9 protein-coding genes, 1 tRNA gene and 1 other RNA gene are annotated in these 13,214 nt (G+C 69.7%); 2 read left to right on the top strand and 9 right to left on the bottom strand.

What is annotated here, in order from left to right; genetic code table 11:
* Positions 1-47: 47 nt before the first annotated feature.
* The 9 genes from J2S42_RS20960 to ffs form a co-directional block, all read right to left on the bottom strand.
* The gene (locus tag J2S42_RS20960; RefSeq protein ID WP_307241635.1) at positions 48-1,130 is read right to left on the bottom strand and encodes an ABC transporter ATP-binding protein; all 1,083 of its coding nucleotides are present in this window, start codon (positions 1,128-1,130) and stop codon (positions 48-50) included.
* On the bottom strand, positions 1,127-2,194 hold the full coding sequence (locus J2S42_RS20955; RefSeq protein ID WP_307241633.1) for an ABC transporter ATP-binding protein: 1,068 nt from the start codon (positions 2,192-2,194) through the stop codon (positions 1,127-1,129). Before J2S42_RS20955 ends, J2S42_RS20960 begins: the two co-directional genes overlap by 4 nt.
* A 10-nt stretch (positions 2,195-2,204) precedes the next feature.
* Entirely contained in the window at positions 2,205-3,206 is a 1,002-nt protein-coding gene (locus tag J2S42_RS20950; RefSeq protein WP_307241632.1) for an ABC transporter permease, read from the bottom strand.
* Positions 3,207-3,295: 89 nt separating this feature from the next.
* Positions 3,296-5,050, bottom strand: a complete 1,755-nt coding sequence (locus tag J2S42_RS20945) for an ABC transporter substrate-binding protein (protein WP_307241630.1) — start codon at positions 5,048-5,050, stop codon at positions 3,296-3,298.
* Positions 5,051-5,127: 77 nt separating this feature from the next.
* Positions 5,128-6,138, bottom strand: a complete 1,011-nt coding sequence (locus J2S42_RS20940) for an ABC transporter permease (protein ID WP_307241628.1) — start codon at positions 6,136-6,138, stop codon at positions 5,128-5,130.
* Positions 6,139-6,536: 398 nt separating this feature from the next.
* Positions 6,537-7,130: a recombination mediator RecR gene (gene recR, locus J2S42_RS20935; protein WP_307241627.1), complete on the bottom strand. Its 594-nt coding sequence runs from the start codon at positions 7,128-7,130 to the stop codon at positions 6,537-6,539.
* 7 nt (positions 7,131-7,137) lie between these two features.
* Positions 7,138-7,443, bottom strand: a complete 306-nt coding sequence (locus tag J2S42_RS20930) for a YbaB/EbfC family nucleoid-associated protein (protein ID WP_307248904.1) — start codon at positions 7,441-7,443, stop codon at positions 7,138-7,140.
* A 390-nt stretch (positions 7,444-7,833) separates the two neighbouring features.
* Positions 7,834-11,664: a DNA polymerase III subunit gamma and tau gene (locus tag J2S42_RS20925; protein ID WP_307241625.1), complete on the bottom strand. Its 3,831-nt coding sequence runs from the start codon at positions 11,662-11,664 to the stop codon at positions 7,834-7,836.
* Between the two features lie 118 nt (positions 11,665-11,782).
* Positions 11,783-11,873: signal recognition particle sRNA small type (gene ffs, locus J2S42_RS20920), an RNA gene on the bottom strand.
* A gap of 114 nt (positions 11,874-11,987) precedes the next feature.
* On the opposite strand from ffs, the gene J2S42_RS20915 reads away from it, so the two are divergent.
* Both J2S42_RS20915 and J2S42_RS20910 read left to right on the top strand, forming a co-directional pair.
* A tRNA-Ser gene (locus tag J2S42_RS20915) sits at positions 11,988-12,072 on the top strand.
* 294 nt (positions 12,073-12,366) lie between these two features.
* On the top strand, positions 12,367-13,158 hold the full coding sequence (locus tag J2S42_RS20910) for a type II restriction endonuclease (protein WP_307241623.1): 792 nt from the start codon (positions 12,367-12,369) through the stop codon (positions 13,156-13,158).
* Positions 13,159-13,214: the final 56 nt, after the last annotated feature.

The following is a 13,214-nucleotide window of genomic DNA, read 5'->3' as shown; positions in this document are numbered from 1 at the left end:
GTCCCTGCCCAGAATGAGCCAGGTCACACGCGAAAGGGCGGGTTTTCTCAGTCCTGGTCGACGGAGTCCGCGGAGTCGGCCGTGGCGACCGCGGCCGCTGCCGCCGCCGCGGCGGACCGGCCGGTGCCGGACGCGTGCTGCTCCTCGTCGCTGACCGGGAAGTGGCAGGCGACCTGGTGGCCGTCGGCGAGCACGGCCAGCGGCGGTTCCTCGGTCGCGCACACGTCCTGCGCCTTCCAGCAGCGGGTACGGAACCGGCAGCCGGACGGCGGGTCGATCGGGCTCGGCACGTCGCCGGTGAGCAGCACCCGTTCGCGCTGCGCCTTGTCCCGCCGGGACGGGTCCGGCACCGGCACGGCCGACATCAGCGCCACCGTGTACGGGTGCCGCGGGTGCGCGTACAGGTCGTCCCGCGGTGCCACCTCGACCACCTTGCCGAGGTACATGACCGCGACCCGGTCCGAGATGTGCCGCACCACGGACAGGTCGTGCGCGATGAACAGGTACGTCAGGTCCAGTTCCCGCTGCAGGTCGTCGAGCAGGTTGACGACCTGGGCCTGGATGGAGACGTCCAGCGCGGAGACCGGCTCGTCCGCGACGATCATCTTCGGCTTGAGCGCCAGCGCACGGGCGATGCCGATGCGCTGCCGCTGACCGCCGGAGAACTCGTGCGGGTAGCGGTTGTAGTGCTCGGGGTTGAGCCCGACCATCTCCAGCAGCTCCTGGACCGCCTTCTTCTCGCCCTGCGGCGTCGGGATCTTCTGGATCTGTAGCGGCGCCGCGATGATCGTGCCGACCGTGTGCCGCGGATTCAGCGACGAGTACGGGTCCTGGAAAATCATCTGAACGTCCTGGCGCAGGCCGCGTAGCGCACCGCCCTTGACGTGGGTGATGTCCCGCCCGTCGAACGTGACCTTGCCACCGGTCGGCTCCAGGATCCGGGTGATCAGGCGACCGGCCGTGGACTTGCCGCAGCCGGACTCGCCGACCAGGCCGAGCGTCTCGCCCTTGTGCACGGTCAGGTCGATGCCGTCCACCGCGCGGACCGCCGCGACCTGGCGCCGCAGCAGGCCGGCCGTGATCGGGAAGTGCTTCTGGAGGCCAGACACTTCAAGAAGAGGAGTGCTCACAGGTTCGGGCTCACTTCCTGGGTGAAGATCTCGCGGCGCAGCTCGGCCGGCATGTGACAGGCGACCGCGTGCGTCGAGCCGACGAGCTCGGGGCGCTCGGTGAACGAACGGTCGCCGTTACGGCCCGCGTAGGGACAGCGCGGGTGGAAGGAGCAGCCGGACGGCAGGTTGATCAGCGACGGCGGCGTACCCTTGATCGGGTTGAGCCGGTCCCGGACCTCGCGGTCCAGTCGCGGCATGGAGCCGAGCAGACCCCAGGTGTACGGGTGCTCCGGCGTGCGGAACACGGTCTCGGCCGGTCCGCGCTCGACCGCCTTGCCGCCGTACATGACCAGGATGTCGTCGGCCAGCTCGGCCACCACACCCAGGTCGTGCGTGATCATGATGACCGCGGAGCCGAACTCCTCCTGCAGATCCCGGATCAGGTCGAGGATCTGCGCCTGCACGGTCACGTCGAGCGCGGTGGTCGGCTCGTCCGCGATCAGCAGTTCCGGGTTGTTGACCAGCGCCATCGCGATCATGGCGCGCTGCCGCATACCACCGGAGAACTGGTGCGGGTAGTCGTCGACGCGGCGCGTGGGCTGCGGGATGCCGACCCGGGCCAGCATGTCGATCGCGCGCTGCTTGGCGGCCTTCTTGCTGCCGCCGTGGTGGATTCGGTACGCCTCCACGATCTGCTGACCGATCGTGTAATACGGGTGCATCGCGGACAGCGGGTCCTGGAAGATCATCGACATCTTGCGGCCGCGCAGCCGGCGTACCCGCTCGTTGTCGGCCTTGACGAGCTCCTCGCCGTCCAGCCAGATCTCGCCGCCGACGGTGGCGTTGCTGCGGGTGCGGTGCAGGCCGAGGATGGCCAGGCTGGTCACGCTCTTACCGGAGCCGGACTCGCCGACGATGCCGAGCGTCTTGCCCCGCTCCAGCGCGAACGAGACGCCGTCCACGGACTTGACGATGCCGTCGTCCGTCGCGAACTGCACGCGCAGGTCGCGCACCTCGAGGAAGGACTTCGGCGGCGAGATGTCGGCCGGGCCGATCTCGGTGACAGGCACGGAAGTGGTCATGACTAACCCCTCAGCTCAGCCGGACGCGCGGGTCGACAGCGGCGTAGAGCAGGTCGACGACCAGGTTGGCGATGACGATGAAGAACGCGGCGAAGAGCGTGACGCCGAGGATGATCGGCAGGTCGTTCTGCCGGATCGAGGTCAGCGTGGCCTCGCCCAGGCCGCGGAGGTTGAACGTTGTCTCGGTCAGGATGGCGCCGCCGAGGAGGCTGCCGAGGTCCAGGCCGAACACGGTGATCAGCGGCGTGAGGCCGGAGCGCAGCGCGTGCTTGCCGACCACGTCGCGCTCCCGCAGGCCCTTGGCGCGCGCGGTGCGGATGTAGTCCTCGCTCAGCGTCTCCAGCATGTTCGCCCGGGTCAGACGCGCGTACGTCGCGGCGAACAGGAACGCCAGGGTGATCCACGGGAGGACGAGGTTGAGCGCCCACTCGACCGGGCTCACCGCGAAGTCGACGTACCCGGGCGGCGGCAGCCAGCCCAGCCAGTAGCTGAAGATTGCGGCGGCGACCAGGCCGGTGAAGTAGATGGGGAGCGAGACGCCGGCGAGCGCGGTCGTCATCACGATCCGGTCGGCGGGGCGGCCCTTGCGCAGCGCCGAGATGACGCCGGCACCGATGCCACCGAGCACCCAGAGGATCGCGGCGCCCAGCGCCAGCGAGAGCGTGACCGGGAGGCGGTCGATCAGGTACGGCCACACCTCCTGATCGGTCTTGAACGAGTAGCCGAAGCAGGGGGCGTTGCACTGCGTGACGTCCGGGCCGTTGTCGTACTCCCGGCCCATGACGATGCCCTGCAGGAACTTGCCGTACTGCACGTGGATCGGGTCGTCGAGACCCAGCTTCGTCCGGATGCCCTCCAGCGCGACCGGGTCCGCCGTCTTGCCGATGTACAGCAGGGCGGGGTCACTGCCGGTCAGCTTCGGCACCAGGAAGAAGACGCCGAAGGTCACGAGCGTGATGACCAGCAGCGTGAAGACGACGTTGATCAGTCGCCGAACGACGTAAGCGAACACGAGCCGAGGCCTCCAGGTTCAACGGGTGTCCCTTCCCGGTCAGAGAAGGGACACCCGCCAGGCGTACTAAAGGGTGTTACTTAAGAACCTCAGGAGACGCCGAGCGCCTGGAAGTCGTACATGCCCCAGAACTGGTGGATGTAGACGTTGGTCAGGCGCGGGTTGCGGTAGTTGAGGGCCTTGTCGACGACGAAGGGCAGGATGTACGCGCCCTCCATCACCTTGTGGTTGATCTGCGTGTAGATCGCGGCAGCCTCAGCCGGCGGAACCGTCTTGGCCTGGTCGAACAGCGCGTCGATCGCGGGGTCCTTGATCTCGGCGAAGTTGAAGTTGCCGTTCTGCAGGATGTAGCGGCTGTCGACCAGCGGCTGCAGGTAACCGGCGCCCGACGGGTAGTCCGCCGCCCAGCCGGAGATGATCAGGCCGTAGCCCTTCTGCTTCACCACGGTCGGCGAGCCGGTGATCGAGCTGGCCTGCGCACCGTCGATCTGGTCGATCGCGGCGTCGATGCCGACGGCCTTGAGCGCGGCCTGCAGCGCCTCGGCGGTCTTGACCTCGGCCGGCTTGTTGTTCCGGACGGCGATCTTGGTGGAGAAGCCGTTCGGCTGGCCACACGCGGCGAGCGCCTGCTTGGCGGCGTCGACCTGCGGCTTGCCCTGCTTGCGGTTGTACGGGTCGTAGTCCGGCTCCGAGCCCGGGATGTTCGGCGGCAGCATGTTGACGCCGATGTCACCACCGGCGATCGGGCCACCGCGCGCGGTCTGCAGCGAGGTCGGGTCCGAGGCGAGCATGACGGCCTTACGGCAGTCGACGTTGTCGAACGGCGCCACGCTGGTGGACATCGCGGCGTACCGGATGAAGCCGGTGGTCGGGGTGTCCGAGTTCGCCTTCAGCGTCTCGTCCTGCAGGATCTTCGTGCGGGCCGCGGCCTGCACGCCGGTCTGCGCGGCGTCGATGTCGGCGGTGCCGGCGATCAGACGCTGGTCCATGTCATCGGCGTTGGTCGTGATCGTCATGTTGATCGCGTCCGGCAGCGCCTTGCGCAGCGGGTCCGAGGCCTGGTCCCAGTGCTCGTTACGGACCCACTTGATCGACTTGCCCGGCGCGTACGCCTCGATCTTGTAGGGGCCGGACGAGGCCGGCTTCGTGCCGTACTGCGCGCCGGTGTCCCGGGCGGCCGGCACCGGGCCCGCGCCCGGCATCGCCAGCAGGTACGGGAAGTCCGCGTACGGCTGCTTCAGGTTGAAGACGATGGTCTTGTCGTCCGGCGTCTGCACGGACTTCAGGCCCAGCTTGTTCGGGTCCGAGTCCTTGTACGGGCCGGGGTACTCCTGGCCCTGGTCCAGCTGCTCGATCAGGTAGACCGGGCCGCCGGAGACGACGTCCTGCGCGAAGATGCGCTCGATGCCGTACTTGACGTCCTTCGACGTGATCGGCGTACCGTCGTCGAACTTCAGGCCGTCACGCAGCGTGTAGGTGTAGGTCTTGCCGTCGTTGCTGAGCGCACCCTCGGCCGTGGCCAGGTCCGGCACGAGCTTCATACCGGCGTCGCCCGGCTTCGCGTCGTAGGAGACCAGCGTGCGGGTGTAGAGCCGGTTCAGGTTCCACACGAACGCGTAGTAGCCACGGGCGGGGTCGAGGCTGTCGACGTCCTGCGAGCTCCAGAGCTCGAGGGTGCCGCCCTTCTTGTCGGACACGTTCAGCACGTCGGTGAGCGCCGCGTTCTGAGCGTTCTTGGCACCACCGTTCGACGAGTTCGACCCGCCGCTGTTACCGCATGCCGCGGTGAGTCCCAGGGCGACGGCCGCCGTGGCGGCGACCAACGCCTTCCTCTTACTAGACACTGCTGCCTACCTCCTTGACGTGCGACCGTGGGTCGCGACGGAATGCGCGTACTGCGGTGGTGCGATTGCTGCGCGGGTCAGTGAGCCTTGGGGTCCAGGGCATCGCGGAGTCCGTCGCCGAACAGGTTGAAGGCCAGCACGGTGATGAAGATGCACACGCCGGGGATGATCATGTACATCGGGTCCGACTGGTAGTAGCTCTTGGCGTCGTAGAGCATGCCGCCCCACGAGGGGTTGGGCGCCTCGATGCCGACACCGAGGAAGCTGAGCGACGCCTCGGTGATGATGTTCGTCGGGATGATCAGGGTGGTGTAGACCAGGATCGGCGCGGCCAGGTTCGGCAGCAGCTCCCGGAACAGGATGCGCCCGGTGCGGGCACCCAGGCTGCGCGACGCCTCGATGAACTCCCGCTCGCGCAGCGACAGCACCTGACCGCGGACGATACGCCCGATGTACGGCCAGCCGAAGAAGCCGATCACGCCGATCAGGACGGACATCCGCGACCAGCGGCCGTCCAGCCCGAAGAACGTGTCCGGCAGCACCGAGACCAGCGCGATCGAGAAGAGCAGCTGCGGGAAGGCCAGCAGGAAGTCCATCACCCGGCTGATCACCGCGTCCACCCAGCCGCCGACGAAGCCGGCCGCCAGACCCAGGATCGCACCGATCACCGTGGACACCGCCGCGGCCAGGAACGCCACGAAGATGGAGGTCTGCGCGCCGTAGATGATGCGGCTGAAGATGTCGCGGCCGGAGGTCGGCTCGACGCCCAGCCAGTGCTCGCCGCTGATGCCGCCCAACGGGCCGATCGGCAGGCCCAGCGTCGGGTCGATCAGATCGTTGTTGAACGCGTCGATCGGGTGGCCGATCAGCTTCACGATCGGGGAAGCGAGGAACGCGACGAGCACCAGGAAGATGACGAAGCCACCGCCCGCCATCGCGACCTTGTCACGCTTGAACCGCCGCCATGCGATCTGGCGCAGCGAACGCCCCTCGATGGCCTTGCCGTTCGTGCTGGCAGCACCTTCAGCCGGATCGGCGACGTCGTGCGTCGACTCCTCCGAGAGGGACGCGCCCGGTCCACTGACCATCCGTGCCTCGGTCCTCCTCCGGCCACCGGACCGCAGGGCGCCGCCGCAGCGACTACCGGACGACACGTAGGTCGCCCGTCGGCACGGTGGATCACCCGCGGCCTACGGCAACCGGTCGATTGTCGTGAGCCTCGAGTGCCCACGCCTCCCGCCGACGGCCTCAGGTGGGGCGTGGGAAGGCAGCGCGGACACGGCGACGGGTGTGCCGCCGCCGGGATGAACAGTCCTCCGCGGAGGCCCCTCCGGTCAACGCTCAGAGTGACCATGTAACCAACTTCAGGCCACGCCGTGATGATGGCGTGACCTGAATGGGATCAAGCACGGAAAAACAGGGCAAATCAACTTTGAAGATAGGCAAAACATGTCTGTTACGGGTACATTTCGGCGGCTTTTCAGGCTTACACCGCGCGACGCCCCTCGAACGCTCTGCCCAGCGTGATCTCGTCCGCGTACTCCAGGTCGCCACCCACCGGCAACCCGCTGGCCAGCCGCGTCACCGCGATACCCATCGGCTTCACCATCAGCGCCAGGTAGGTCGCGGTCGCCTCGCCCTCCGTGTTCGGATCCGTGGCCAGGATCAGCTCCTTGACGTCCCCGTTCCCCAGGCGCATAAGCAGCTCCCGGATCTTCAGGTTGTCCGGCCCGATCCCCTCCAGCGGATTGATGGCGCCGCCGAGCACGTGATAGCGGCCGCGGAACTCGCCGGTCCGCTCGATCGCCACCACGTCCTTCGGCTCCTCGACCACGCACAGCACCTCGTTGCCGCGGCGCGGGTCACGGCAGATCCGGCACTGCTCCTCCTCGGCCACGTTGTAACAGACCGTACAGAAGCGCACCGAGTCCTTGACCTTGTGCAGCGCCGCCGCCAGCCTCGCCACGTCCGCCGTGTCCGAGGACAGGATGTGGAACGCGATCCGCTGGGCGCTCTTCGGACCCACGCCGGGCAGGCGTCCCAGCTCGTCGATCAGATCCTGAATGGCACCCTCGTACATCGCCGGCTCAGAACCCCATGCCGAGGCCGCCGAGCCCGCCCGTGACCGGTCCCATCTTCTCCTCGGTCAGCGCGCGCACCCCCTCCGCCGCGTTGTGCAGCGCCGCCAGCACCGTGTCCTCCAGCGTCTCCGGGTCGTCCGGATCGATCACCTTCGGATCGATCTTCACGGACCGCACCTCACCGGTTCCGGCCATCGTGACCGTCACCAGACCACCACCGGCCGTCCCGGTGACCTCGGCCTCCGCCAGCTCCGCCTGCGCGGCCTGCGCCGCCTGCTGCAACTTCGCCGCCTGCTTCATCAACTGCTGCATGTTGGGCTGTCCACCAGGACGCACCACGGCAGGCTCCTCTTCATCCCGCGGCTTCGCCGCACCACCGAACCGCCGCCCAGCGTAGCCGCCCACCCCGGCACACCGAGCCGTCCCGCCGCCCTCACGCCTCGAACCTCGCATCACCGCCTTCGGCGAACCAAGGGCTCGTTCATCTACCCGCTTCCGGCGTGGTGCGGTCCGCATGCTCCCGCGGGCACCGGTCGGCCGCGGGCGGCCTACCTGCACGTCGAGCGGGCGGTCACCACAAACCCCACCCCGCGCGACACGGGACGCACCGCTCTGCTTACCACCACGCTTCAGGACGCTCTGTGCACCGGGCGTCAGGATGCTGGGCCGGTGCCCGGCTCGCCGTAGCGACGAGCCGGGCGGTCACATCTCGGTGATCTTTTCGGCGCCGAATGCCTGCTTGAGCAGGAGGAAAGCCTGTTCCTCACTGCTCTGGCGCGCGGCCTGCTCGTCGATGACCTCGTCCAGCGGCTCGTCGCCCGGGTCGAAGCCCTCGAACTCTTTCGCCGACGTCTCCGCCGGCTGACTGGCCTGCGCGGCCGCAGCCGCTGCCGCGGCCGCGTTGGCGGCCGCCACCGCCGCTGCGGCCCGTCCCTGGGTGGGCCGCGGCGCCTCCGCCGTGGCAGCCGCCGGCTGCTTGGCCGCCCCGCCCCGCCCCTGCGCCGCCGCGGCCGCGTTCGCCGCCGCCCGGCTCGCCGCCGCCTTGGCACTCGCGATCGCCGGGTTCGGCGAGCCCGGACCCGCGGCCCGCCCCGCCGGCGCCGTCGCAGCCGACGTCGAGACACCCGACGCGGAAGCACCGGCCACCGCAGCCGCGGAAGGCACCGGGAAAACAGCCCCGCCGGAAGCCGCTGGGCCGGAAGCCGCGCCGCCGGAAACTGCTCCACTGGAAGCCGCGGCGGACGGACCGCCGCCCGCGGAAGCCGGGAACGAGAAACTGCCCCCCGCCGGTCCCGGACCGCCGTCGGCCGGTGGCGCCGGGGCGCCGCCTGCCGACGAGAACCCGTTCCCGGGCGAGGCCGGACCGCTGCCGGCCGCCGCCGGGCGTGCCGACGTGCGCGCTGAGAAGCCGCCACGGCCGGCGACACCGTTGTCCGGTGGCGCCGGGCCGTCGTACTCCGGGTCATAGGGCGGTTCCTCGTCCGCCGGGAAGTCGTCCCAGGCGCCGCCACCGGTCGCGACCGCCGGACCGGAACCGGCTGACACCGGTGTTCCCGCCGGGACAGTCGCCGCCGGATTCTCCGCCGCACCCGGCCGGGCTTCGGCGGCGCCACGCTGGCCGCCGCCGTTCGCCGCTTGCTTACCGCGAGAAGCCGCCGCTGCCGCACGCGCCGCCGCGAGTCCACCCGCGGTCGCACGCCGCGGCACGCCGTCCGCAGCGACCGGGGCCGGACCGCCGGACCGCTCCGGACTCGTGGCAGCCGGCCCGCCGGCCTGCACCGGCTCCGGCCAGCCCTCGTCGGAAGCCGCTCCGCCTCCCGCGGTAACCGGTTCCGGCCAGCCGCTGTCATCCACCGTGCTGGCTACGGTTCCCGGCCGCACCGGCTCCGGCCAGTCGCCGTCGTCACCCACACCGCCGCTGCCCGGCGCTGCCGGAGCCGGCCAGCCATCATCGCCGGTCTGCTCACCGGCCGATCCGGAGTGCGCCGGGTTCGGCCCGCCTGCGGGTTCGGGCTGAGCCGGCGTGCTTCCCGGCTGAGCCGGGGCCGGCCAGCCGTCGTCGGCGGCCGGGCTGGTGCCGGGCCGGACGGGGTGGCTGTCCCGGCGAGCCGAGTCGATGCCGGGCTGAGCGGGCGTGGGCCGGCCGTCGTCGGTGACCGCGGTGCCGGCCTCGGCCGAGGCGGGCGCGGTGTCCGTCCGTGACGGGTGCGGGCCGCCGGGGGCAGGGTGGGGCGACTCCGCGCCGGGCCGGTCGGCGGTGGGCGGAGGTGTGCTGGGGATGGCGGCAGGGGTGGGCCAGCCCGCGTCCTCGGCCGCCGTGGTGGACGCGGGGGACGGTCCCGGTGACGGCCCCGATCTCGCGTCCGACTCGGATAACGAGCGCGTGGGCGCGGACGGGGGGGTGGGGTGCCCGGGCTGGGACTGGCCGGTCGACTGGCGCTGGGCCGGGGCGCGACCGCCGCGGCCGGTGGGTGCATCCGGCTCGCCCGCCGGGCCAGCCGGAACGCAACGGACCTGCCAGCGGACGCCGAGCAGCTCGTAGAAGGCCTCGCGGACCAGGTCCATGCCGCCGGGCGTACCGGCGAAGAGGTCGATGTGGTTCGGCAGCCGGAACGAGAGGACCAGCGTGTCGCCCTCGACGGTGCGTACCGTGGCGTCGCGCAGGACGGCACCGGCGCGCTTGTTGCGCGCGTTCACGTAAGCGTGTGCCTCCGGCCACCACCGGCTGCGGAGTTCGGCCACATCCACGCCGTCGGGCGACGCGGCCGGCTCGTCGACGACCGCGGCCGGCGACGCCGCCGGAGCCGCCTGCCCGGCCGGCGCCTGCACCGGACCACCCTGCATCGAGCCGCTCTGCGCCGGACCGCTCTCCGCGTGGCTGCCCTGCGCCGGACCGGTCTGCGCGGGGCTGCCCTGCACCGAACCGGTCTGCGCCGGGCCGCCCTGCGCCGTGCCGCCCTGCGCCGGACCGGCCTGGGAGGCGCCAGCCTGCGAAGGAGCGGCCGGGGACGGACCTGCCTGTGCCGGACCGGACGGGGAATGCCCCGGCCGGGCAGGCTCGGCCTGAGCCGCGCCGGGCTGGACAGCGGGAGCGGCCGGGGAGACCGGAGCGCCAGCGGCCTGCGCGGCGGCGGGACGGCGCCCCTGTGCGGGCGCCCCGGCCTGCGCGGCCGCCTGCCGGGCCGCGGCCTGACCGCCGCCGGACGAGCGGGCCGCGGCCTGACGCGCCGCCGCACGCGGATCGAGCCCGGACTCCGGGCCGGGACCGGCCGGGACCGAGGCCTCGGCGGCCGGGTGGGAGCCGGAAGCGCCGAGAGAGACGGGTGCGGGCTGGCTGCGTACCGCCGGAGGGTTTTGCGGTGTTCCGCCGCCCGCGGCCAGGTGCCGCTCCATCCGCTCCAGGCGTTGCAGCAGCGCGCTGGTGGAGTCGTCCGCGCCGGGCAGCAGCATGCGAGCGGTGATCAACTCGAGCAGCAGGCGGGGGCCGGTGGTGCCGCGCATCTCGACCAGGCCGTTGTGCACGATGTCGGCGGCGCGGGAGAGCGTTGCGGTGCCGAAGCGGCCGGCCTGCGTGGTCATCCGCTCGATCTCGTCGGCGGGGCCGTCGATCAGGCCCTTGGCGGCGGCGTCCGGCACCTGCTGCATGACGATCAGGTCGCGGAGCCGTTCGAGCAGGTCGGTGGCGAAGCGGCGCGGGTCGTGACCGGCCTCGGCGACCCGGTCGATCGCGGCGAACGCGGACGCGCCGTCCGCGGCGGCCAGCGAATCGATCATGTCGTCGATCAGCGCGGAGTCGGTGACGCCGAGCAGTGAGACCGCACGGGCGTACGTCACGCCCTCCTCGCCGGCGCCCGCGATCAGCTGGTCGAGCACGGAGAGCGTGTCTCGCGCGCTGCCGCCGCCGGCCCGGACGACCAGCGGGAACACCGCCGGCTCCACCTTGACGCCCTCGGCCTCGCAGAGCTGCTCCAGGTACGGCCGGAGCACGCTCGGCGGGATCAGCCGAAACGGGTAGTGGTGGGTGCGGGACTTGATCGTGCCCAGCACCTTCTCCGGCTCGGTGGTCGCGAAGATGAACTTCACGTACTCCGGCGGCTCCTCGACCAGCTTGAGCAGCGCGTTGAAGCCGGCCGACGAGACCATGTGCGCCTCGTCGATCACGTAGATCTTGTAGCGGCTGTTGGCCGGCGCGAAGAACGCCTTCTCCCGCAGCTCACGCGCGTCGTCGACACCACCGTGGCTGGCCGCGTCGATCTCGATCACGTCGATCGAGCCGGCGCCGTCGTTCGCCAGTGACTTGCAGGACGTGCACACCCCGCACGGCTCCGGCGTCGGCCCCTGCTCACAGTTGAGCGAGCGGGCCAGGATGCGCGCCGAGCTCGTCTTGCCGCAGCCGCGCGGCCCGGAGAACAGGTACGCATGGTTCAGCCGGCCGCTGCGCAGCGCCTGGCTGAGCGGCTCGGTGACGTGCTCCTGCCCGATGACCTCGGCAAACGTCCGCGGTCGATACTTGCGGTAGAGGGCCAACGCCACTGCCGTCTCCTCTCGACCGCGCCATTCTCCGCCGCCGTGACCACGGGGTCAAAAACATGCCCGACCGGGTGCGGGAGGCGGCGCAGATGCTGGTCAACCCGGAAGAGTCCCGGGGACGAAAGGCTCCCCGTGCACCTGCCAGAGCCCGCTTATCCTTGCTGCCTTCCGGCCCTGGGGAGGTTCACGGGATATCCACCGCACGGGGAGTGAGCCCAACTCTACCCGCCCACGCCACGATCCGTCGCATCGGGGCCGAGACCCCGGTCACCCCCGACCGGGAACCCCCGTGCACGCCCGCCCGGCGGCACGGTATTGTCTGCGGCGGAGGATTCGCCTAGAGGCCTAGGGCGCACGCTTGGAAAGCGTGTTGGGTTAACACCCTCACGAGTTCGAATCTCGTATCCTCCGCTCGCTTGAGCAGCGCAAACGCCGGTCCTGGCCTAGTGGCTCTGGGCCGGCGTTTGCTGTGTTGAGGGAGCTAGTCTCAGTTTCAGGCTCAGTACGCTCTCGCCGGGCGTCCCGCCTGACTCAACTCTGGCCGCGGACGAGCGCGCCAGCAGGTTGAGGGCTCAACGGCTAGCGTGTGTTGCTGACGGCCCCCGCCCAAGCTTCTGTCGTGCACCACGTGGGGGTGAGCGGACGCGCGTGGCGGTTCGTGCACCCGTTTGTTGTGCCGCAACGCTCATGCGGTTGACTTGGCAAATGCAGCAGTCTGGAGAGAGCCCCCTCGAGTGGCTTCGCCGCCAGTGCCAGAGCTACACATTCGATGCGCTTGGGGTGTATCAGGCGTTCGGATCAGATGCAAAGTGGCCGGTGCAGGCGTCAAGTCCTGAGGAGCTAACCGCGGTATTGGCCAAGAATGGGCATCTCCTGCCGCTTCCGAAGGAACCGGCAGCTCTCGCTAACGTGGTCGAGGTTAGCGTGACGGACTTTCTCGAAGCTCAAGCTCGAAGCGAAGACGAGTCTATTGAGCTAATACGAGGTACGGAGCGGGGCTATCCAGATCTCGAGCTAACCGGCACTCGCTGGGGAGGCAAGATATTCGCTGTCGATATCAAAGTTGCGCGCCGTGCCGACACGAAAGATAAGGCGCGAACTCAATCCCGGATTACTCTTTACACCGGAAATACCTACTTCAAGTGGGAAGATCTGCATTGGCCGGGTACTTTCCGACCTTTTTCGCAGTATTCCGGTCACTTCGACATAATTTTTCTCTATACGCTCGAGGTGGATTCAATGCATCGCGTAACGGATGTAGAGATTCTCGTTCAAGAGCCTTGGCGAATCGCCAGCAAGAAGCGATCCTCCACCACCCGTGAGTACATCGGCGCGGTGGATCTTATTGCGGATCTCAGGGCAGGGCAGGGAGAGTTCGCGACGGAGGATGAATTCTACCGGTTCTGGCGTAAGTTCAACTTCAAGACCTCGGCTGCGGTTGCCAATCAACTGCAGCGTCTTCTTGAGAAGGAGCGTAAGGGGCACTCGCCGTCGTGATTACACACAGATGCCGGCCGGAACGCAGAGTAATGTTGTCACGGTCTCGTTGCGCC

It is taken from the genome of Catenuloplanes indicus (assembly GCF_030813715.1).
Lineage (GTDB): Bacteria > Actinomycetota > Actinomycetes > Mycobacteriales > Micromonosporaceae > Catenuloplanes > Catenuloplanes indicus.
The sequence above is the reverse complement of the archived record's forward strand: the minus strand, read 5'-3'. Positions and strand labels throughout refer to the sequence as shown.